The organism is Tumebacillus flagellatus (assembly GCF_000714935.1).
In the GTDB taxonomy this organism is placed as follows: Bacteria; Bacillota; Bacilli; order Tumebacillales; family Tumebacillaceae; genus Tumebacillus; species Tumebacillus flagellatus.
The window spans coordinates 77,603-99,519 of the sequence record NZ_JMIR01000014.1 but is presented as its reverse complement, the minus strand read 5'-3'; the positions used below and the strand labels follow the sequence as shown (position 1 = coordinate 99,519).

The window sequence follows — 21,917 nt, the reverse complement described above, 5'->3', positions numbered from 1 at the left end:
AAAAAGTCAGCTACGTCTACTCGCTTTGCATGGGCTGCGTGATGGAACCCGACCCGTTTGCCAAGGGCCAAAACGTCCCCGACCCGCTGGTCGCCCTGCCCAGCGACGCACTCGACAAGCGCGTGGCGGACGATCACTTGAGCGCCTCGTACACGCTGAGTACCAAACCCTATCCCACCTACGGCAAAATCAAAGTGGAGAAGGACAAGAACGGCGACTACAAAGGCTACTCCACCCTCGAAGTCACGCTGCCGCCAAGCGACCAAGCCCTTACGCAAAAAATTCTCAATGGCGGGAAAGACCCCGGTTCCTAAAAAACTCTCAGCTCCGCGCCGGAGCCGGGAGTTTTTTATGGCAAGGTGAGGAAAATTTTTCAATTCCATTGAAGAATTACGTAAGTAAGAAGTAAGGAGAGGGAGGTTATTCATATGGAATTCAAGGATGAAACTATCATTTACCCGTTACCAGACGACGCGCTTCTTTCCGAAAAAGAAAGCAAGTGGAGAATAATGCTTCCAAATGCATATAAGGAATTTATAAAAAATACAACGGTGCTTCTCCTGTAAGAGATAGTTTCGTTTGCAAGAACCGCAGTTACATGATAGATAGGTTTTTATGCATATTTAAAGTAACTGGGGAAAGGGAGGATGAGTTTTACGACATTGGAGTCGTTAGAACTCTGTTAGAAGAAAGAATTGTTTCAGACGAAAATTTAGTAGGTACCGAGTTATTGCCTATCGCAGTTCTATTTGCAGGTGATTTTGTGTGCTTAGATTACCGTAATACTAATAACGAAGAGCCGCAGGTCTGCGTTTGGAATCATGAAGAGTCCTCCGACTTAGATCCTGTCACGTATTTGACGAGCAATAGCTTCGAAGAGTTTCTGAAACTGTTGCAAGAATAGACGTTCCTTCGCGAGGAAAGGGTTGAAGCCTCGTTGCTCCTGTTGCGTTTTTTGGGCCGCAACGGGTAATGACGAATAGGTGTAAGGGAAAGAGACCTTTTGGAAGCGGCAGGTCTCTTTTTTGGCTCTAATATAAAATGTTGTGGTGAACGGGTATTACTGAAGGCACGAATACAGAAATCAAGCTTCTGAAACCATCGGATATGGAATCCCCTTTTCACCTCATATGCGACCATCGGGAGGTCGCTGTCGCGGCCCATCCTTCCCACACTGCAACCAGCGAAACACTTCCAACAGCAGAATGTTCAAACTGAGCCACACCCCGCCGAACACATAGCCCGCCGCGACGTCGCTTGGGAACTGCGCGTCGAGCAAGATGTTGCAGACCCCGACGTAGAACGACAACACGAGGACGACCGCTGAAAGCAACGTCTGCACCCAAGCCCGTCCGCTGTGCCGCACGAACAGATAGGCGGCGAAACCGTAGACGGAGAGCACCATCAGGGTCTGCTCGCTGGGGAACGTGTTCATCAACCCCTCCGGACCCGGTCGATGGAACAACCGCCGCAGCCCTTCGTCCAACGCTTCCCCGCCGACCAGCACGAGCAGGAGAAACAGAGCTTCCAGCCGCCGCTGACGGCCTTTTTTCCAAATCCAAAGCAAGGTGAGAACCAGCAGCGGAATCAGCAGGCGGTAGGAAACGGCTTCGCTGCCGATTCGAATCCACTCCGGGTTGAAGTCCGCTCCCGCCGCATGGACGACATACGACGCCACGCGGTCAAACTCCGCAAACTCATGCGCCAACAAGTCCTGAATCATTCCCGCCATCAGCGCAAACAATCCCAGAAACACAACGGCAACCCCCGTCACCCAAAAACGCACTCTGCCAAGCGAATGGAACGTCCGCAACGCCCAGCCCAGCGCTCCTTTGATTCCGGCGTGGATCTGTTCGCGGTACCGACGATACAGATAGACGACCACGACCGCCGCGGCGGCGATGATGCCGCCGATGATCAGGTATTTTTTGATCGAATGGTGGAATTCGTCCCACTTCGGCCCGAGCACTTTGCCAAGCGAGATGAACGTGCCCGTGAACAAAAAAGCACCTGTATACGCATGGAGCGCAAACTTCCGAAACGGAATCCGCGTCACTCCGGCAAAATACCCGGTGATGTGCCGCACGCCGGGGATGAAGTAGCCGACGATCAGCATCTTGTTGCCGTAGCGCGCAAACCATTGCGATGTTTTCTCCAATTTATCGGGGCCCAAGTGAAACTTGGACCCGTACCGTTCAAAAAACGGCTTCCCCAGCCGATACCCGATCCAATAGGAAAGCGAGATCCCGGCGCTCGCCCCGAGACCCGCCACCAAGATGCTCAACCCCCAGTTGAGACGGCCTTGGAAAATCAACAAGCCTGCATAACTGAGCAACACTTCTCCCGGAACGGGCAACGCGATCAGTTCCAACAACAACGATCCAAACAACACGATATATCCAGAATGCTCCAAGAGCTGTTTCACATCGAACATGGNAACAACGATCCAAACAACACGATATATCCAGAATGCTCCAAGAGCTGTTTCACATCGAACATGGCGTTCCACTTCCTTTTTTTCATGACGTGACATCATCAGTATGGGAACCGAAGCATCATCTCAAAAGAAAATGATAACTCCATGAAAAGCTTGGGGAACCCTGAAAGCAGGGATGCTTTGCCAGATGTCGAAGGGATAGCAAGATTGTGAACGCAAGATTGTCCGGAAGTGAGTGAATTCCTGATGTCATTTGATTTGAAACCGGGCGAGCGGCTCGATGATCTGCAGACGAAGGGGTTGCGGATCATCCAGAGCGACGAAGTGTTTTCCTTCTCGCTGGATGCCGTGCTGCTCGCGCATTATGTGACGCTTCGCAACCGGGACCGCGTCCTCGACATGGGCACCGGAAACGGCGTCATCCCGCTCTTGCTCGCCTCGCGCAGCGACCTCCCGCGCCGGGAGCGGATCATCGGTCTCGAAATCCAAGAACGCCTCGCCGACATGGCAGCGCGCAACGTCAGCGGCAACCAGTTGCAAGACTCGCTTGAGATCGTCAACGGCGACCTCCGGGAAGCGGTGGAGCGGTTTGGACACGAGAGCTTCGACACCGTTACCTGCAACCCGCCGTACCGCCCCGCCGGTGTCGGCGATGCCAGTCTCAACCCGCATGTGCGCATCGCGCGGCATGAAGTGACCTGCACGCTGCAAGACGTGGTGACGACCGCCGCCAAACTGCTGAAGTACCAAGGAAAGTTCGCGATGGTGCACCGCCCGGACCGTCTGGCGGAGATCATCGCCGAGATGAAAGCGCATCGGATCGAGCCCAAGCGACTCTTGCTCGTGCACCCGCGCGCCCATCAGCGCCCGAATATTGTACTGATTGAAGGGATCAAGGGCGGCAAACCGGAGTTGCGGATTGACCCGCCGCTGATCGTACATAACGAGGACGGCTCGTACACACAGGCCATCCTCGACATCTATGCCGGACGAGGAGAATTTGCCCGATGACTTTCCACAACCGCTACAGTTTTCAAGAAACGCAACAGACCGGCACGCTGTACCTCGTCGCCACGCCGATCGGCAATTTGGACGACATGACGTACCGCGCCGTTGAAACGCTCAAACAGGTCGAGGTCATCGCTGCGGAAGACACCCGCCAGTCGCGCAAACTGCTTACCCACTTCGGGATCGAAGGCGCGCGCTTGATCTCGTACCATGAGCACAACAAGCACAGCAAGGAAGAGCACATCCTCTCGATCTTGCGCGAAGGGCGTTCCGTCGCGCTCGTCACCGACGCCGGCACGCCCGGCATCTCCGATCCGGGAGCCGACATCGTTCGCGCTGCTGTCGAAGAACGTCTAACGGTCGTGCCGATTCCCGGCTGTGTCGCGGGGGTGACGGCGTTGATCGCGTCGGGGTTGCCGACCGATCGGTTTACGTTTGTCGGGTTCCTGCCGCGCGAGAAGAAGAAGCGGGTGGAGGAGCTGACCGGACTGCGTGCCCGCACGGAGACGTTGGTCTTCTACGAGGCGCCGCACCGCTTGGAAGAGACGCTGAAAGCCATGCTGGACGTGCTCGGCGACCGCGAGATCGTGCTGGCCAAAGAGCTGACGAAACGCTATGAGCAGTTTTCTCACGGGAAAATCAGCGAGACAATTTCCTGGCTTTCGGAAAATGAGGCGCGCGGAGAGTACGTCCTCGTACTGGAAGGATTGCCAAAAGAACTGGCAAATGAGTTTGTCGAAAAACCGTACTGGGAAACGCTGAGTTTGTCGGAACATGTCGATTCTCTTGTCGAAAACGGCCTGTCGAAAAAGGACGCCGTCAAACAAGTCGCCAAGGAACGCGGCTTGCAAAAGCGCGAAGTCTACAACGAAGTGATGGTAGACTAGCAGAGAAAGCCCCTCGCAGCCGCCGAGAAACGCGGCTTTCCCGACAGCAAGAAAGCCTCGCCGCCAACTCCGGCGAGGCGCTCTCTACAAACAAAAAAGCCCCGCAAGTACCGCCCGCGAGGCTTTCCCCCCAATCAAAAAGCCCCGTGCCGACATGCACGGGGCTTTCGTCTGTATAGATTAGCGGCTCATCTCACCGATGCAAACGGAGCAGATGTTCTTGCCGCGGAAGTGGATGATGTCGTCTGCAGAACCGCAGAATACGCACGCCGGCTCGTATTTCTTGAGAACGATACGCTCTCCGTCCACGTAAATTTCCAACGCGTCTTTCTCGCCAATACCCAACGTGCGGCGCAGTTCGATCGGAATTACAACACGGCCCAGCTCGTCAACTTTACGTACGATACCCGTAGATTTCATTGTCTACACTCTCCCAATTTGTTCGGTTTTTTATCTCTTTTTTGGTTTCTACAGCATTCGACAAACTTTCGACATCCTTAGCGTACCAATTACTCCCATAATAGTCAATAGGGTTGGGAGCGAAATAGAAGCTTTTGGATAAAAAATTTTCTGGGCACCCAGCTTTTTTCGAAAATGGGATAAAATCAGTTTCTCACCGGAAAATGATTTTTGCAATAGTTGACGAAGGATGTATAATATGTTAGCGTGTGGAAAAGATATGTTTTTGTAAGGAATCTTGCAATACGCACAGGCGATGAAGGAATGAGTAGCCGCAAGCGGACTTTCCAGAGAGCCGGGAGGGTGGAAACCGGCAGGGGGCGCGCGGGGAAGATGGTTCCGGAGCCTTTGAGGTCGAGCGCGTTCGTTTTCCGTCTTCGTTTTCTATAGAAGAACGGCGCGTGAGGCTTCGACGGGAGGGCCCGATACAGCCCGCGGTCATTTACCGGATGTTCCGATCTTGGGAAATGACCCGTGGAGGCGCTCTTTGCGAAGAGAGCGCGAAGCCAGGTGGTACCGCGAGAGACAGCTCTCGTCCCGGCATGGGACGCAGGGCTTTTTTTATTTTCCAAGGAGGCGAACTTTGATGGCTAATCCGTCGTTCTACATCACCACTCCCATCTATTACCCGTCCGATAAACTGCACATCGGGCACGCGTACACCACGACCGCGTGCGACGCGATGGCGCGTTACAAGCGTCTGCGCGGCTTTGACGTCATGTTCTTGACCGGCACCGACGAGCACGGTCAGAAAATCCAAGAGCGCGCGGAAAAAGCGGGCCTCGCGCCGCTGCCGTTCGTCGACCGCATCGTTGCCGGCATCCAAGACCTCTGGAAAAAACTCGACATCTCCTACGACGACTTCATCCGCACCACCGAAGAGCGTCATACGAAAGTCGTGCAGCAGATCTTCCAACGCCTCTTGGACCAAGACGACATCTATTTGGCGGAATACACCGGCCTCTACTGCACCCCGTGTGAATCGTTCTGGACGGAAACGCAGGTCAAGGCTGCAAACGGCAACTGCCCGGACTGCGGCCGCGGCGTGACCGAGATGACGGAGAAGTCCTACTTCTTCCGCATGAGCAAGTACGCCGACCGCCTCATCCAATACTACGAAGAGCACCCGGAGTTCATCGAGCCGGAATCCCGCAAGCAAGAGATGCTGAACAACTTCTTGAAGCCGGGTCTGCAAGACCTCTGCGTCTCGCGCACGACGTTTGACTGGGGCATCAAAGTGCCGTCCGACCCGGAGCATGTCGTCTACGTCTGGCTGGACGCGCTGACCAACTACATCACGGCGATCGGCTACGGCTCCGACGATCCGCAACTGCAAGCGAAGTACCAGAAGTACTGGCCGGCGGACGTGCACGTCATCGGCAAGGACATCGTGCGCTTCCACACGATCTACTGGCCGATCTTCCTGATGGCGCTGGGCGAACCGCTTCCGAAAAAAGTATTCGGCCACGGATTCTTCCTCTCCGGCGGGGACAAAATGTCCAAGTCCAAAGGCAACGTCGTCGACCCGGTGCCGCTGATCGACCGTTACGGCCTCGACGCGCTGCGCTACTTCATGCTGCGCGAAGTGCCGTTCGGCCAAGACGGCCAGTTCACGCCGGAGTCGTTCGTCACCCGCTTGAATTCCGACCTCGCCAACGACCTCGGCAACTTGCTGTCGCGCACCGTGGCGATGATCGAGAAGTACAACGACGGCATCTTGCCGGAGCGCGGCGAGGCGACCGAGTTTGACACCACCCTCTACGCGGTGGCGGCGGACAGCGTCAAGCGCGCCGAAGAAGCGCTCGATAAGATGCAATTCTCCCTCGCCCTCGGCGCGATCTGGGATCTGATCTCCCGCACCAACAAGTACATCGACGAGACGGCTCCGTGGGTGCTCGCGAAGGACGAAGGAAACAAGTCCCGCCTGAACACCGTGCTCTACAACCTTGCTGAGTCGCTGCGCATCTCTTCCATTCTCGTGCAGCCGTTCCTGATCAAGTCGCCGGGCGTGATCTGGGAGCAACTCGGTCTCACGCCGGGTGAAGCGACCACGTGGGAGTCGACCCGCGAATTCGGCAACTTGCCGAGCGGCCTGAACGTGAAAAAAGGCGATGCGCTGTTCCCGCGCCTCGACGTCAAAGCAGAAGTCAACGCCATCGAAGAACTGTTAGGAGGCAACACTGTGTCTGAAACCCAAGCAACCACCGAAACCAAAACCGAAGCTGTCAAAACGGAAGCGGCTGAAACCAAAGCGCCGGAAGCGAAAACCGAAGCTCCGGAAGGCGTCGCGCTGATCGGCATCGACGACTTCATGAAAGTGGAACTGCGCGTCGCCGAAGTCCTCGAGTGCGAGCGCGTTCCGAAAGCGGATAAACTCCTGAAACTGCAACTGTCGCTGGGTGAAGAGAAGCGCCAAGTCGTCTCCGGCATTGCGAAATACTACGAGCCGGAAGCGCTGGTCGGTCAGAAAGTCATCCTCGTCGCCAACCTCAAGCCGGTCAAACTGCGCGGCGTGGAGTCGCACGGCATGATCCTCGCCGCATCTGCCGGCGACGACCTCGTGCTCGCGACCGTCTCCGGCCCGATCCCGAACGGCGCGTTGGTGAAGTAAGATGTCGGAAATCTTGCTGGTCGACACGCACACGCACCTCAACTCGCCGAAGTTCGAAGGCGAACTGGAGGAGTTGGTCGCCCGCGCCCGCGCGAACGGCGTTGGCAAGATGGTGATCCCAAGCTACGACTACGACTCCAACTTGCGCGCCATCGAAATCGCTGAGCGGTTCGAGGACGTCTACGCGCTCGTCGGCTACCACCCGACCGACATCAACGACTTAACCGACGAGCACTACCAGAAGCTCCACGATTGGTCGAAGCATGAGAAGGTCGTCGCCATCGGCGAGATCGGCCTCGACTACTATTGGGACACGACGACGCCGGAGTTGCAGGCACAGTCGTTTCGCAAGCAGATTGCCGTCGCCAAGGAACTGGGCCGTCCGATCATCATCCACGACCGCGACGCGCACGGCGACATCTTGAAGATCTTGCAAGAAGAAAACGCCAAGCAAGTCGGCGGGATCATGCACTGCTTCTCCGGTTCGTGGGAGTTCGCCCAAGAGTGCATGAAGCTGAACTTCTACATCTCCTTCGGCGGCCCCGTGACGTTTAAAAACGGCAAACGCCCCGCCGAAGTCGCGTCCAAAGTTCCGCTCGACCGCTTGCTCGTCGAAACCGACGCGCCGTACCTGACGCCGGAACCGTACCGCGGCAAACGCAACGAACCGGCGTATGTCCGCCACGTGGCGGAGCGAATCGCCGCTCTGCGCGAACTCTCCTATGAAGAGGTCGTGATGCAGACGACGAAAAACGCGCACGAAATCTTCCGCTTCTAGAGAAATAAACCAATATTTGTAAGAAATTAAGAGATCCTTGCCGGATCTCTTTTTTTTTCTATACTTTTTATCAATGGCAGGGCGCGCGTTTTCAAGATACACTTGATACAGACCCTAGATTTTTGAAGTTGGGGGCTATATAATACTGATAAGTCACGAACGGTTAATTCATCATTTCTCATTCAATTGCATCAGGATAGCATTTATTGACAGGCGATTTCGCCGATTTGCATAGAGGGTCACACGAATAGGGAGGCGGTACCGTGGTACTTGACACGACCTTGATTGAAACTTTGCAAAGAGTTTCAAACGTACAAGCTGGACTGACATGGATTCGAGGCAGTCAGGAAGAACTGTTCTGCCGCTACGGTGAACTTTATACACGGGCGCTGCGTGTTTTGTATTTGTTACAACGGGCTGGTTTGCGTCCGAAGCAAGAAGTGGTGTTGCAGATTTCGGACGAGTCTGTATTTCTCCATGTCTTTTGGGCGTGCGTGCTCGGGGGCTTCGTGCCGGTTCCCTGTACGGTGGGCAGCAACGACGAGCACCGTTTGAAATTGTTGAAGATTTGGGACGTGTTGGACAACCCGGTATTGGCTGTGGAAGAGGCGGTGTGGACGAAGTTTTCAGCCGCGATGGGAGAGGTGCCGGGCGTTGCGGAGTTGGCCGCCCGCAAGCTGCGCGTGGAAGAGTTGATGGCCGCCGCCGATTGCGACGGGGCACCGCTTGGGGATGTTTTTTCCGCACAGCCGGAGGAGATCGCCTTCCTTCAATTCTCGTCCGGATCGACGGGCGATCCCAAGGGCGTCATCCTCACGCATGACAACGTCTTGCACAACTTGCGCGCCATTCTTGAGGGGGCGCAGATTACGAGTGAAGATTCGTGCCTGAGCTGGATGCCGTTGACCCATGACATGGGCTTGATCGGCATGCACTTGATGTCGCTGTGCGCCGGCATTCCTTTTTACTTGATTCCGACGGAGACGTTTATGCGCCGTCCGTCGTTGTGGCTCTCGAAGATCAACGAGCACCGCGTCACTCTCTCGTCTTCGCCGAACTTCGGGTACAAGCTGTTTTTGACAACGCTCAAGCCGCGGGCGGCGGCGGAGTGGGACCTGTCTTCGCTCCGCCTCTTGTTTAATGGAGCTGAGCCGATTTCGTACGAGTTGTGCCAGCGGTTCTTGATCGCGATGGGGCCGTACGGGTTGAAGCCGTCGGCGATGTTTCCGGTGTACGGGTTGGCGGAATCGACGGTCGGGTCGGCGTTTCCGGTGCCGGGCGAATGGATGCGCCCCGTTTCGGTCGACCGCCGGACGCTCCAGACGGGGGAGCCGGTCGTGGAGCTGTCGGACGCCGACGCGGACAAGCCGTATGCGGTGCGTTTTTTGGAAGTGGGACGGCCGATTTCCGATGTTCGTCTGCGCATTGCCGACGAGGACGGGCGCGAACTGCCGGATGGCGTTGTGGGGAGCATTCAAATCTCCGGAGCTTGCGTGACACAGGGCTACTACAACAACCCGGCGGCGACAGAGCGGGCCTTCACGCCTGACGGTTGGTTGAACACGGGCGACTTGGGCTTTTGGCGCGACGGCCGCTTGGTGGTGACCGGCCGCGCCAAGGACATCCTGTTCGTCAACGGGCAGAATCTCTATCCGCACGACATCGAGCGCGTCGCTGAAGAAGTGGACGGCGTGGAATTGGGGAAAGTCGCCGTGACCGGGCTGTTCGATGAGAAGCTGCAGCGCGATTTGATTTTGGTCTTCGTGACGTATAAGCATAAGATTGCCGATTTTGCCCCGCTGGCGTTGAACGTCGGGCGTTGCTTGGCGCGCAAGATGGGGTTGCAAGTGGATTATGTGTTGCCGGTGCGCTCGATTCCCAAGACGACGAGCGGCAAATTGCAGCGCTACAAGCTGGGCGAGCGCTATCAAGAGGGCGAGTTTGACACGGCCATTCTGGAGCTGCAAGCGTGCATTCGCGACTTGCAGGCGAGTGAAACGGTCATCCCGCCGCAAAACGAGGTGGAAGAAGCGATCTTGAAGCTGTGGCAAGACGCGTTGCAGCGCGACGGGATCTCCGTGGAGGACAACTATTTCGAACTCGGCGCGACGTCGACGCTGGTGGCGCAAGTGGTCTCACGGTTGGAGTTGCTCTATCCGGGGCGCGTGAACATTTCCGACCCGTACTCGATGCCGACGATTCGCCAGATGGCGGAGCACATCTTGAGCACGCCGCGTACGCTTCAATTGCAGTCGATCACGTTGCCGTCGGCGTTTTACGCGCGCGGCGGCGGCGGGGAAGATTCGGTTCGTCTGCGCACGGGAGCGGCGCTCGCGACGGCACTTCGCCGGGCGGCGGAAGAGAACGGCGGCACGCTGCACGATCTGCTCGCCGTGCTCTACGCGAACTTGCTCGGCCAAGTCGCCGGGCAGAAGAGCGTCGAAATCCAAGTCATCGACGACGTCAAGCGCATCGCGCCGCTGCGTCTGGACATGGACAAACTGCTTCCCGACGCGATGAAACTCGTGCAGGCAGGTCCGCAATCGGAAGCGGTGTATTCGTGGAACGACGTGAGCCGGATGCAGAGAACGCGCGTGGAGCACAGCATCTTGCCGTGCTTCTACAACCGCGAGCTGTGGTCGGGGAACGTGGATTGGTTGCAGGTGTACGATCTGGTGCTGCAAGTGGAAGCGTTCGAGGACGGGCTGAATTTGACGTTCCTGTTGGACGGACGCCGCCTGCGCAAGGAAAAAATCAAAGACTTGCTGACGCTGTACGTCAGACTGTTGCAACATCTGGCGGGCAAATATTCGAGCGGGAGAGAACAACATGCTCCGACTGTCTGACTTGAATCTCGACGAGTTGCCGGATTTTGACCTGGAGGAATTTGAAGCGCAAGAAGCGCCTGACGCGGAAGAACCCAATCCCCGGGAGATCGCCGTCATCGGGATGGCGCTGCGCTTTCCGCTGGCGGACAACCCGCGGGAGTTTTGGGAAAACATTCGCAGCGGCGTGGATGCGACACGCCCGTTTCCGGCGGCACGCAAGGAGTTTGCCGACGCTTTTTTGGAAAGTCGGGGGACGCCGCAGCCGATTTTGTATCTGGACGGGGGCTTTTTGGACGATGTGGCGGGGTTTGACGCGAAGTTTTTCCGCATGACTCCGGCGGAAGCACGGTTGATGAGCCCGGAGCAGCGGTTGTTTTTGGAGTGCGCGTGGGAGGCGCTCGAAGATGCCGGATACGGCGGGGCGCGCGCCGTGGGATCGCGCACCGGCGTGTTTGCCGGGCATATCGGCGACCTCGGCGGGTTTACCTATCGGCAGTTGCTCGACGAAGCGGAGCCCGACCCCGCTCTGCGCGCCGCGGCGGTGCCGGGCAATCTCGCGTCGATCATCTCCAGCCGGATTTCCTATCTGCTGGATTTAAAAGGGCCGGCGATGTTGATCGACACGGCCTGTTCGTCGTCGTTGGTCGCGATTCACCAAGCGTGTCTCGCGTTGCGCAACGGAGATTGCGAGATGGCGCTCGCGGGCGGCGTGCGTTTGAACTTGATCCCGCAGGACAAACCGGAAGAGCATGTCGGCATGGAATCTTCGGACGGCAAGACGCGGACGTTCGACGCGGCGTCGGACGGAACGGCGATGGGCGAGGGCGTGGGCGTCGTGCTGTTGAAGCCGCTCGCACAGGCGTTGCAGGACGGCGATCCGGTCTATGCGGTGATCAAGGGCACGGCGATCAACCAAGACGGTCTCTCGGCGGGCATCACGTTTCCGAACGCGCACGCGCAGACGGATGTGCTGCTTCGGGCGTGGAAGGACGCGGGCATCGACCCGACGACGATTTCCTGCATCGAAGCGCACGGAACGGGCACGAAGATCGGCGACCCGATTGAAATCGACGGGCTGAGCCGGGCGTTTGAGCGCTATACGGATCAGAAGCAGTTCGTCGCCATCGGCTCCGTGAAGTCGAACATCGGTCATTCGTACCAGTCGGCGGGGATTGCCGGGCTCATCAAGTCCGCGCTGGCGCTTCGCCATCGGGAACTGCCGCCGACGTTGCATTTTCAAGAGCCGAATCGGCGGGTGAAGTTTATGGAGACGCCGTTTTATGTGAATGCGCGGTTGCAAGCGTGGCCGGCGGGAGCAACGCCGCGCCGCACGGGGATTTCGTCGTTCGGCTTCAGCGGCACAAACGCGCACGTGGTGTTGGAAGAGGCCCCGTCCTTGGAAAAAACGGAGGAGAGCGGCAAGACGCAACTTTTGTTGCTGTCGGCGGGCAGTTGGGCGGCGCTTCGGGAATTGGTGTGCCGGTATGTGACGTTTTTACCGAACGCGGAGGGGAGTTTTGAGGAGATCTGCTACTCGGCGGCTGTGGGGCGGGGGCATTTTTCCCATCGGCTCGCTGTGGTTGCGGTGGACAAGTTGGACGCGGCGGCACGGCTTCAGGAGCGGTTGGAAGAAGCGCAATTGCCGGAGTCGACGGCGACAGCGACGGCGGAATTTGCGCTCGCGCAGGAGGAGTTGGAGTCTGCCGTGAGAGAGCATCTCCACGAATGGCAGGCGGGCGGCTATGAGGACGAAACGCAGTTGCACGTCCTCGCCGAGCTCTACATGCAGGGCGCGGAACTCGACGCGGCGCGTCTCTATCCCCGGAAGCGGTTCCAGATCGTGCACGTGCCGACGACGCCGTTTGATCGAAAGCCTTGCTGGTTGCCGATGCCGACAGCATCGACCGGAAGACGAGTGCCCGCGCAAACGAACTCTCTGGCTCAGCCGACACAACCGTCTGGGCGTCCGGCCTCTTCGCAGCCTGTAAAGCTCGCAGGCCGCGCCGATGGCGCGTACACCGACATCGAACGGCAACTCGCGGGCCTCATCCGCGACGTGTTGGGCGTGGAGGAACTGAACATTCACGACTCGCTGTACGAACTGGGCGGCAACTCGCTGTTGCTCGGGGTGATCCACGGCAAATTGCAGGCGCTCTACCCGGGGATTCTCGAGATGGCGGACCTGTTCGCGCACCCATCGGTCGCACAACTGGCGAACTTCCTTACACAAAAAGGCACGCTGTCCGCCACCCCCATCGCCGCCGCCGCGCCGCAAGAGCCGACCCCTTCAGCCATTTCGGAAAAAAACGACGCAGACGACCTCTACCGCCTGCTCGACAACATCGAAAACGGCACGCTCACCATCGACCAAGCACTGGAGACCTTGACAGCAAAGGGGGGACGGTCATGGAACAACTGCTGAGGCTGCTCCTCGAATCGGCCACCGCCGGAAAAATGGACCGCGACGCCGCCGTGCAAGCGATCCAACTGCTCCGCGAGCAAGAACAAAACGCGCGTCCCGACGACATCGCGATCATCGGCCTTGCCGCCGACCTGCCGGGGGCGGAAAGCGCGGACGTATTTTATGAAAATTTGCGTGCCGGCCTCGACGCGGTGCGCTCGTTTCCAGACGAGCGGCGTGCGGACATCGACCGCTACCTGCGCTTTCTCGGCACGCCGGAGGAGGAGTTGCGCTACACGGACGGCGCGTACCTCCCGCACATCGACGAGTTTGACCCGGCGTTCTTCCGCCTCTCGCCCAAGGAAGCGAGTTTGATGGACCCGAACCAGCGCCTGTTCCTGCAAACGGCGTTTCACGCGCTGGAAGACGCGGGCTACGGCGGGGGGCAGTTGGCGGGAAGTTCCACGGGCGTGTACGTCGGTTTTTCCAACAACGTCAAGGACAGCTACCAGAAGATGATCCTCGACGCCGACCCGGAATCCGTCCCGCAGTCGATCGCGGGCAACTTGAGCTCGATTCTGCCGACGCGCTTGTCGTACCTGCTGAATTTAAAAGGCCCGACCCTCGTCGTGGACACCGCATGCTCGGCGAGCCTCGTTGCGTTGCACCTCGCATGCCAAGGCATCCGCAACGGAGATTGCGAGACGGCGCTGGTCGGCTCGGTGAAGTTGCACACGGTGCCGCTTGCGAGCGGGAACTTCAAGCTCGGCATGGAGTCGTCGGACGAGCGCACGCGGGCTTTTTCCGACGGATCGGACGGGACGGGGATCGGGGAAGGTTCGATTGCGGTCTTCTTGAAACCGCTGCGGGCGGCACAGCGCGACCGCGATCATGTGTACGGCGTGATCAAGGGCTCGGCGATCAACCAAGACGGCGCGTCGATGAGCATCACCGCGCCGAATCCGGCGGCGCAGACCGACGTGCTGGTCAAAGCGTGGGAAGCGGCGGGGATTCACCCGGAGACGCTTTCCTATCTGGAAGCGCACGGAACGGGCACGGAGCTTGGCGATCCGATGGAGATCAACGCGCTGAAGCGGGCGTTTGCCCGCTATACGGATGCCGTGCAGTTTTGCGGGATCGGCTCGGTGAAGCCGAACATCGGGCATCTCTATGAAGCGGCGGGTCTCGCGAGCGTCGTGAAGGGGCTGCTGATGTTCAAACACCGCGAACTGCTGCCGTCCCTGCATGTGAACCGCCCGAACCGGCAGATCGACTTTATGGACTCGCCGTTTTACCTGAACACCAAACTTCGCCCGTGGGAGACGGCACCCGGCGTTGTGCGTCGGATGGGCATCTCGTCGTTTGGCTTCAGCGGGACAAACTGCCACGTCGTGTTGGAGGAGCCGCCGGTGGAAGCGGTGACGGAGAGGGGCGTTTTTTCAGAGGGCGCTTATGTCCTTCCTATTTCCGCGAAAACCACGGCGGCGTTGCGGCAGTTATGGACCGCCTACCGCCTCCTCTTGGAAAAAAACGAACTGCCCCTGCACAGTCTCTGCTACACCGCGCAAACCGGGCGCGGGCATTACGAGCATCGAGTGGCACTGGTGTTCCGCAATCGGGACGAACTGCGTGAACTTTTGGCGCAGGAAGCGGAGGCGGGCCGCGTGTTCGGCGAAGGCGACGAGAATGCAAACCGTTTGGCTGCTGCGTATGTGGAAGGAGCGGACGTGCGCTGGAGGGATTTCTACGTGGAAATCCCGGCGAAAGTCTCGTTGCCGCTCTATCCCTTTGCCCGCCAGCGTTGCTGGGTGCAGATTCCGGACGCGGCGGAAGGCGAGTTTCGCTCGACCCGCGCCCGCGCTTCTGAACGTGCAACGTCTGGGCAAGTTGCGGACGTTCTCCTCAACTCCGGGAGCGGCCACGTTCCGACGGAGATGGAGTTGCTCGTCGCGCGCATCTGGAGCGAGGCGCTTGGCATCGCGGAGTTCGACGTGCGCGACAACTACTATGAACTGGGCGGCGACTCGGTGATGGGCATTCGGATCATCCAGCGCGTCAACGAATTGACGGGGCTGCAACTGCCGGCCCGCGAGTACCTCAACCATCTGACCATCGAAAGTTTCGCCCGCTATCTTGAATCCCTGCGCAAAGAGGTGAGCTAACCGTGGAAAAAATCGCACTTCTCTTCCCCGGCCAAGGTTCTCAATACATCGGCATGACCCAAAACTTCTGCAACCGGCACGAGATCGCCCGCCGCACGGTGGAAGAAGCAAGCGACCTCCTCGGCTATGATCTCGCCCGGCTGATGCACGAGGGAGATGTGAGCGAGTTGAACCGGCCGGAGCATCTGCAACCGGCGATTTTGACGGCGAGCGTGACGGCGTTTCGCGTGTTCCAGCAAGAGCTGGGCGTGCTGCCGGAATTTGCGGCGGGGCACAGCTTGGGCGAGTATGCGGCGCTGACTTGCAGCGGCGGGATCGCGTTTGCCGATGCCCTGCAAATCGTCCGCGTGCGGGGGCGGCTGTCCGCGCAAGTGGCGGCGCTCGGGCATGCGTCGATGATGATCGTGCGCAACGTGGACGCGGGGGAGATCGAGCAAGCGTGCCGGGAACTGTCCCAAGGCGACGGGTTTGTGCGGATTTCCTGTTACAATTCGGAGCGGCAAGCGGCGGTTTCCGGCCATTTGGAAGAGATGCGGGCGCTGGAAGCGCGGGTCGCGGAACTGGGCGGCTCCGTCGTGCACCTGCCGCTCTCGCCGCCGTTCCACTCCTCTTTGATGGAGGAAGCGGCGGAAGAACTGCGGGAGGAGCTGGCGCGGCATCGGTTTTTCCCGTTGCGTTGGCCGGTGCTTGCGAACGTCACCGCCAAGCCGTATCCCGGACGTGAAGCGATCGTCGACCTGCTGACCGCGCAAATCCAACAGCCGGTGCAATGGCAGAGGACGCTTCGGTATCTCCTGCGTGCGGGTGTGACCCAAACGGTCGAACTCGGTCCGAAGAGCGTGTTGACGTCGTTGACGGCGCGCAACGTGCCGAGCATCGGAGCGTTCAGCTATGACCAGCGGGAGGATCGAAAGAAACTGCACGCGCTCTTGGAGGGCAGCCGCGAGCAATCGCTCCGCCCGCAGTTTCTGGGGCGCTGCCTCGCCATCGCGGTCTCGACGCCGAACGCCAACCCGAACCGCGACGAGTACGAAGCGGGCGTGCTGCAACCGTACCGCCGACTGGAAGCGTTGCAAGCAGACTTGGAATCGTCCGACCGCACCCCCGGCGACGCCGAACTCCTCGACGCCTTCCGCCTCCTCCAACAAATCCTCCGCACCAAACGTGTCCCGGAGGAGGAGCAACAGGAGTGGTTCCACTTGCTTCGGGAAGAGACCGGTTGCTACGACCTGATCCCGAGCGGGTTGCAGATCTAGTAAAGGATGCTGCTGCAAACATGTTGCCGTTCAGGTTTTTATCTTCAAAAAATCCGTTAGTAGCCGAGCGGCATGCTAGCGGATTTTTTGATACTATTTCCTTAGAGAGGTGGTAACGATATGTCAAAAGATTACCCTCCATTCCCACTTACCGTATGGCATAAGTTCGACGAGGAAGCCTTACAAAAACACTTCGTAGGTCGAGATATCATCATCTATTATCAAAATCGATATTATGTACTTTTGAAAAATGCCACTTACGAACGGATGAAGAGGTTTGTGGATGAAAACTCAGTGATTATCGACCTATCTGACAGTCCGCAAATTGAAACAGAAATCAACTATAAGACCCCTTACAACTAACGACTCTCCACGCCAAACGCAAGCACCAGCCGATTTTCTACAAAAAATAAAGCAAGCAGACGTCTGCTTTTTTCTGCTAAATCATTCGCTGTATATAAAGGGATAAGGGAGGGAGTTTTGTTTTGAAACCACAGAGTCAAAAGGTCGGGGCACCCCGCTCTTGTTGACCGATCTACAAAATCGCTTTGTTATAAACCCCGCCGATTCTGTTTGCGGGCATGCGTTCCTTGCTCGGAGGCATCGTTTTGGAAGACGGTCTTCACTCGGAAAAGTAGATCGTCAAGAAGAAAAGACGACCTCATTTGAGATCGTCTCCTTTGGGTGGTCAATATCCGTCGTATGCGTTTCCCGCACCGCTCATGCCAGCGGAGCTGTGCGGATACATTCTCAAAAAATATTTCTGATTCGGGTCAACGCCTGTGTAGGTATAGGAGTACCACGAACCGCTTTGGGGATAGTTCCCACTGATCCGTGTGCTTCCATACAACGTGTTCGAGAGAATGCCATATTGATACAACCTGTACTCAACGTTGGCAGGAGAGGTGCTTGTGCCCGTATCCTGCCAACCATTAATCGTGCATACTTTGCTAGAGTTGGTCACGATAAAAATCGGGCTGTCGATGGAGTTTGTAAAACCACCAGATCCCCATTGACCGTTACCAAAAGAATAGTAGCAAAGACCCGGAGATGCGGTTGCCGCGCTCGCAAGAAAACTTAGCGTGGCAAACAGTGAACAAGCAAAACCAAAACGCTTCGAAACTTTCACAGGTGTTCCCCTCTCCCAGTATCCCTTAGTCGTTGTTCTTGGTCACTTCTTGACCATCAATGACCAATTTCCACTGCTCACCCTCTTTCACGACTGGGATCGTGAGGTCATGTGTGCCAGTGTTTTTGGTGGAGATTCGAATGGTTGCATTCAAGTGAGAATTGTCCACCTTGTTGATTGCAAGAATTTTGGTTTTGTCTGTCTGTATTGGGTCGTTGCTAAAGGTTTGATAAACTTCACGTTTTGAAGCGTCATCCTTAAACCTATTGTCGAGGGTAGCCTTCATCATCTCATCGACGTTTCCGCTTTTCACGGCATCAAGATAATGGGTGACTGCTTGCTTAGCTGCTTGCTCTGGAGTGGCAGAGGTTTCGGACTTGTCCACTCCAACGTACAGCCCTCCAGCTACACCTACAACAACCAGTGTTGCAAGTAATGCAGTTGTTTTTTTTATTATATCACCTCTATGTTATTTTTATTTTTCATTATAGCTTTGTATTATTTTGTTAACAAGTATTTCGGTGCTTGTTTCCCTTTACTTTTGCAAGCGAAACCGAAGTTGCAAATAGGAGGAAGGGCTCGGTTTCACGATTTTTGGCAAAGTAAAATGGAAGGTTTTGCTTGGGATAGGTCTGGGTTCGCTGGTGGTCTCTTTTTTCAATACGATCAGCATCACGAATGAGGTGGAACTTGTGAAACAAGCAGTGTTCAAGAAAACATCGTTTTTTAAAAACAACCCTATCTTCGCCACCGAGCCGGATCGCGTCGCGTTGGTGGATCAGATCATGCTCCACGCCAAGAGCAAGCAGGAGCCGCTTTTCTACAAAAAATAAAGCAAGCGGACGTCTGTCTACCCAGACGTCCGCTTTTTTTCGCTCAGTTCTTCGGAGGGCGTAATTTTTATTAGACCCCCTTAGTCAATCGCTGTATCATAGAACGATAAGGGAGGGAGTCTCGTTTTGAAATCACAATCTGCACAAGCTTGGAAAACCCCGTTGCTCTTGGCCGTCTTGGTCATCATCTGGGGCGTCTCCTGGCCGATCTACAAAATCGCGTTGCAATACACCCCGCCGATCCTGTTTGCGGGCATGCGTTCCTTGCTCGGAGGCATCATCCTCGTGTTCTTCCTGCTGCCCACTTGGAAAAAACTTAACTTTCGCGCCAACTGGAGCCGCTATCTCCTCTCCGCGATCTTAAACATCACCTGTTTCTTCGGGTTCCAAACGGTCGGTCTCCTGTACCTGCCGGGCGGACTCTTCTCCGTTCTGGTCTACTTCCAACCTGTTCTGATCGGACTGTTCTCTTGGCTTTGGTTGGGGGAGAACATGAACCCGCTCAAGATCGCCGGCCTGCTCATCGGCTTCCTCGGCATCGTCGTCATCTCCGCGCAGAGCTTCACCGGTGATGTGTCCGTGCTCGGCGTCGTGCTCGCGCTCTTGACGGTGCTCGCGTGGGCGCTCGGCGTCATCTACATCAAAAAACAAAGCACCCGCGTCGATTCCATGTGGATGGTCGCCATGCAATGCATCCTCGGCGGCGCGATCCTCACCGTCGTCGGGGCAAGAACGGAAAGCTTCGGCGACATCGTGTGGAGCGGCTCGTATCTGGGCGGACTGGCGTTTGGCACCGTGCTCGGAGTGCCGCTTGCGTTCTCGATCTACTACAAACTCGTCAACGGCGGAGATGCCAGCAAAGTGGCTTCATTTACGTTCCTCGTGCCGCTGATCGCCGTGCTCTGCGGCACCGTGTTCCTCCGCGAGCCGCTGACCTACTCCTTGCTCGCCGGCTTGGTGCTGATCGTGCTCAGCATCAGCTTCGTCAACTACAAGGGCGGCAAGAGCAAAAAGCCTGCCCTGACGCAAAATCTATAAAAAAGAATCCGGCCTCCCAGGGTCGGATTCTTTTTTAAAACGGAACCATACCAGTTGCCGTCATTTATGTATATCACCTGATCTATAACAATCATTGAATATTAGAAAATTGATTGAGTATCACCACTAGTACAATCTACTAGAAGATTTTTTGTGAAAGTCCTGTCTATTTTTGTGAGACTCTCTTTTCAAAGTTCATGTGGAAGATGGAAAAGTAGAATATTGATGAGAGATACACAACCTACCTTTCAAAAAATTGTATGCCGCTAATTTCCCCACCAAAGAGATGAAGCATTTGAAGGGTGGTGAAAATTATTGTAAAGAAGCCTGCGTATCGAAAGCGGCATTATATTTTTTTGTAAAACGAATCGAATATTGACTCTGTATACGGCAAGGATGTAAACTGAAGCCAGAGAAACCAAATTTGGAAGGGGATTTCAAGATGAGCCATTTTTCGCCTAGTAATATTTTTGTAAGCTTTTCTGGTGCAACTGGAACACAATTTGGAAGGAACATCTTCATAACAACGATACCGTTCAAAGCCGCTGAACGTTTTTTGGTGGTTTTCGAAGAAGTGCAAAGGAAAATAAACAAAAAACGCGCCAAATCTATTGCGAACTATATCCTGAATGGCTTGCATCGAGACAATTACTGCTTTCTTAGTGCTGTTACAGCTACTTGTAGGGGCTATATTAAGTATGAAGAGGCCACGAATCAGGTAAGCATCGATATAAACTCGAATCTCAGTATCAATGATGGGCAACATCGTGTGGAAGGGATCAAAATGGCTTTAGACATTGCACGAAAAGACGCTGAGAAAGCAAATGGATCAAGAAAGAATGAAGCATTAGAAAGGCTTTCTAGACTAGAGGAAATGTGTATCCCAGTTGTTATTTTCGATAACATGAGCAAAGCTCATGAGCAACAGTTATTCCACGACCTTAATCTGTTGGCATCCAAACCTACAAAATCCGTTTCTTTGAAATTTGATAATACAGATCTGTATAATCGAATGGCAAAAGAACTAGCGGCCACGAATGAAACGCTTGTTACTTTGGGTGTAGATATGGAAAAAACATCGTTAAGCGAAAAAAGAGAAGAGCTAATGGTATTGTCTACCTTGCGAAATACGATCTCTTACATGATTGCAGGGACAGATAAAGATAACAACGGTGTACTAAATCTTGATAATTATACAGAAAAAAGAAACGAAGTATCCGAGATCATTGATAGCATTTTTGAAGAAATGCCAGACAAATGTTACGACAGGTCTCAATATATTATAGGTCTAGCCGCAACAATTCAAGGGATTGGTAAGTACGTTCATTATTTGATCAATGATTTCGAGGAAGACATGGATGTTGATGGTTATCTAGTTGGGATTGGCCGCATGGATTGGTCTCATTCTAATCCTAAGCTAAATGGATACGGTGGTAGCTACGATGAATCAAAAAGAAGGTTTGTTTTCTCTGGAACTGGTTCTGGTATCAATGGGATCTGCAATTTCTTGAAGGATAACAACAAGAAAGTTGACCGATCTAACGAATAAAACTTGCGGCTTAAAGAAAAAAGATAATCGCGCAGAAAAAAGTGCGAAAAATGGTTGTGTAATGCTTTGTTCTAGAATATAATGTCAATAACGAGAACGCGGCTTTAGTCTTGTTCTTGGGAGGGTCTGATAAAAATAAGGCACAAGAAGACTACTATAGTCCCCTTGCACCTTATAACCCCTACCGCGCCAACAGCAGGGGTAGTCACACCAACAGGAGGAGATGCTCCAAATTGATGCCCCACCAAACTGACTTCGCCAAAAGTCAGGGCGGAAAATATGTAAGCTTCCAAATTCCATCTTAGCTTAACCCTTTCATTACGTCAAGTATACGTTACGGGGCTTTGTTGGAAGCATCCTCCTACTACAGATTTTTAGTAGAGGAGGACGTAAGATGAAATGTTTTTACCCGAAGTCTGTTCGAGTCAAAAGCCATCCGCGCCAAGGACATGAAGTACGGCGCAACTTTGGAGGAATCGAGATTGTTTTCTGGCGCCGTGGGTGCATGGTGAAAGAGCACTGTCGTCGTCCTCCTCAAAAA

The 21,917-nt window shown here is 55.5% G+C and carries 18 protein-coding genes; 14 read left to right on the top strand and 4 right to left on the bottom strand.

Going from position 1 to position 21,917, the window contains the following annotated elements:
- The coding region (locus tag EL26_RS25500) for a hypothetical protein (RefSeq protein WP_161780712.1) at positions 1-314 on the top strand (314 nt) is incomplete at its 5' end.
- Positions 315-532: 218 nt separating this feature from the next.
- Positions 533-904, top strand: a complete 372-nt coding sequence (locus EL26_RS11290; RefSeq protein WP_238546097.1) for an SMI1/KNR4 family protein — start codon at positions 533-535, stop codon at positions 902-904.
- Between the two features lie 222 nt (positions 905-1,126).
- Here EL26_RS11290 and EL26_RS11285 read toward each other — a convergent pair whose 3' ends face one another.
- Entirely contained in the window at positions 1,127-2,434 is a 1,308-nt protein-coding gene (locus tag EL26_RS11285; RefSeq protein WP_052036270.1) for a VTT domain-containing protein, read from the bottom strand.
- 249 nt (positions 2,435-2,683) lie between these two features.
- Here EL26_RS11285 and EL26_RS11280 point away from each other — a divergent pair, with 249 nt between their 5' ends.
- On the top strand, positions 2,684-3,448 hold the full coding sequence (locus EL26_RS11280) for a tRNA1(Val) (adenine(37)-N6)-methyltransferase (RefSeq protein WP_038088392.1): 765 nt from the start codon (positions 2,684-2,686) through the stop codon (positions 3,446-3,448).
- Entirely contained in the window at positions 3,445-4,332 is an 888-nt protein-coding gene (gene rsmI / locus EL26_RS11275; protein ID WP_038088389.1) for a 16S rRNA (cytidine(1402)-2'-O)-methyltransferase, read from the top strand. The genes EL26_RS11280 and rsmI overlap by 4 nt, the downstream gene beginning before the upstream one ends.
- Before the next feature lie 180 nt (positions 4,333-4,512).
- Here rsmI and EL26_RS11270 read toward each other — a convergent pair whose 3' ends face one another.
- Positions 4,513-4,752 carry an AbrB/MazE/SpoVT family DNA-binding domain-containing protein gene (locus EL26_RS11270; protein ID WP_038088386.1) on the bottom strand — a complete coding sequence of 80 codons (240 nt, stop codon included), beginning with the start codon at positions 4,750-4,752 and terminating at the stop codon, positions 4,513-4,515.
- Between the two features lie 625 nt (positions 4,753-5,377).
- On the opposite strand from EL26_RS11270, the gene metG reads away from it, so the two are divergent.
- The 7 genes from metG to EL26_RS11235 all read left to right on the top strand — a co-directional run bounded on the left by metG (position 5,378) and on the right by EL26_RS11235 (position 17,190).
- Positions 5,378-7,402, top strand: a complete 2,025-nt coding sequence (metG, locus tag EL26_RS11265; protein WP_038088383.1) for a methionine--tRNA ligase — start codon at positions 5,378-5,380, stop codon at positions 7,400-7,402.
- 13 nt (positions 7,403-7,415) lie between these two features.
- A complete protein-coding gene (locus tag EL26_RS11260) occupies positions 7,416-8,180 on the top strand; it encodes a TatD family hydrolase (protein ID WP_038088449.1) in 765 nt (254 codons plus the stop codon).
- A 263-nt stretch (positions 8,181-8,443) separates the two neighbouring features.
- Complete coding sequence (locus EL26_RS11255) at positions 8,444-11,026, top strand: non-ribosomal peptide synthetase (RefSeq protein ID WP_052036269.1); 2,583 nt, start codon at positions 8,444-8,446, stop codon at positions 11,024-11,026.
- Positions 11,010-13,430, top strand: a complete 2,421-nt coding sequence (locus tag EL26_RS11250; protein WP_052036268.1) for a type I polyketide synthase — start codon at positions 11,010-11,012, stop codon at positions 13,428-13,430. The genes EL26_RS11255 and EL26_RS11250 overlap by 17 nt, the downstream gene beginning before the upstream one ends.
- Positions 13,415-15,571, top strand: a complete 2,157-nt coding sequence (locus tag EL26_RS11245; protein ID WP_052036267.1) for a type I polyketide synthase — start codon at positions 13,415-13,417, stop codon at positions 15,569-15,571. Before EL26_RS11250 ends, EL26_RS11245 begins: the two co-directional genes overlap by 16 nt.
- Positions 15,572-15,573: 2 nt before the next feature.
- Complete coding sequence (fabD, locus tag EL26_RS11240; RefSeq protein ID WP_038088379.1) at positions 15,574-16,827, top strand: ACP S-malonyltransferase; 1,254 nt, start codon at positions 15,574-15,576, stop codon at positions 16,825-16,827.
- Positions 16,828-16,947: 120 nt separating this feature from the next.
- The gene (locus tag EL26_RS11235; RefSeq protein ID WP_038088376.1) at positions 16,948-17,190 is read left to right on the top strand and encodes a hypothetical protein; all 243 of its coding nucleotides are present in this window, start codon (positions 16,948-16,950) and stop codon (positions 17,188-17,190) included.
- Positions 17,191-17,515: 325 nt separating this feature from the next.
- Here the strand turns inward: EL26_RS11235 and EL26_RS24970 are convergent, their stop codons facing one another.
- A complete protein-coding gene (locus EL26_RS24970; protein ID WP_152559247.1) occupies positions 17,516-17,956 on the bottom strand; it encodes a hypothetical protein in 441 nt (146 codons plus the stop codon).
- 25 nt (positions 17,957-17,981) lie between these two features.
- Complete coding sequence (locus EL26_RS11230) at positions 17,982-18,410, bottom strand: Rv0361 family membrane protein (RefSeq protein WP_476688800.1); 429 nt, start codon at positions 18,408-18,410, stop codon at positions 17,982-17,984.
- A 238-nt stretch (positions 18,411-18,648) separates the two neighbouring features.
- Between EL26_RS11230 and EL26_RS25495 the strand changes: the two genes are divergently transcribed.
- The 3 genes from EL26_RS25495 to EL26_RS11215 all read left to right on the top strand — a co-directional run bounded on the left by EL26_RS25495 (position 18,649) and on the right by EL26_RS11215 (position 21,376).
- Positions 18,649-18,789: a hypothetical protein gene (locus tag EL26_RS25495; protein ID WP_161780711.1), complete on the top strand. Its 141-nt coding sequence runs from the start codon at positions 18,649-18,651 to the stop codon at positions 18,787-18,789.
- A 126-nt stretch (positions 18,790-18,915) separates the two neighbouring features.
- Positions 18,916-19,827, top strand: a complete 912-nt coding sequence (locus tag EL26_RS11220) for a DMT family transporter (protein ID WP_052036266.1) — start codon at positions 18,916-18,918, stop codon at positions 19,825-19,827.
- A gap of 442 nt (positions 19,828-20,269) precedes the next feature.
- On the top strand, positions 20,270-21,376 hold the full coding sequence (locus EL26_RS11215) for a DNA sulfur modification protein DndB (RefSeq protein ID WP_038088368.1): 1,107 nt from the start codon (positions 20,270-20,272) through the stop codon (positions 21,374-21,376).
- The last annotated feature ends 541 nt before the right edge of the window (positions 21,377-21,917 follow it).

Excerpts from the sequence above, each read along its gene's own strand:
- EL26_RS11235 (WP_038088376.1), top strand. The coding sequence starts at position 16,948 with ATGTCAAAAGATTACCCTCCATTCCCACTTACCGTATGGCATAAGTTC.
- metG (WP_038088383.1), top strand. The coding sequence starts at position 5,378 with ATGGCTAATCCGTCGTTCTACATCACCACTCCCATCTATTACCCGTCC.
- rsmI (WP_038088389.1), top strand. The coding sequence starts at position 3,445 with ATGACTTTCCACAACCGCTACAGTTTTCAAGAAACGCAACAGACCGGC.
- EL26_RS11215 (WP_038088368.1), top strand. The coding sequence starts at position 20,270 with ATGAGCCATTTTTCGCCTAGTAATATTTTTGTAAGCTTTTCTGGTGCA.
- EL26_RS11280 (WP_038088392.1), top strand. The coding sequence starts at position 2,684 with ATGTCATTTGATTTGAAACCGGGCGAGCGGCTCGATGATCTGCAGACG.
- EL26_RS11285 (WP_052036270.1), bottom strand. The coding sequence starts at position 2,434 with ATGTTCGATGTGAAACAGCTCTTGGAGCATTCTGGATATATCGTGTTG.
- EL26_RS11250 (WP_052036268.1), top strand. The coding sequence starts at position 11,010 with ATGCTCCGACTGTCTGACTTGAATCTCGACGAGTTGCCGGATTTTGAC.
- EL26_RS11245 (WP_052036267.1), top strand. The coding sequence starts at position 13,415 with ATGGAACAACTGCTGAGGCTGCTCCTCGAATCGGCCACCGCCGGAAAA.
- EL26_RS11270 (WP_038088386.1), bottom strand. The coding sequence starts at position 4,752 with ATGAAATCTACGGGTATCGTACGTAAAGTTGACGAGCTGGGCCGTGTT.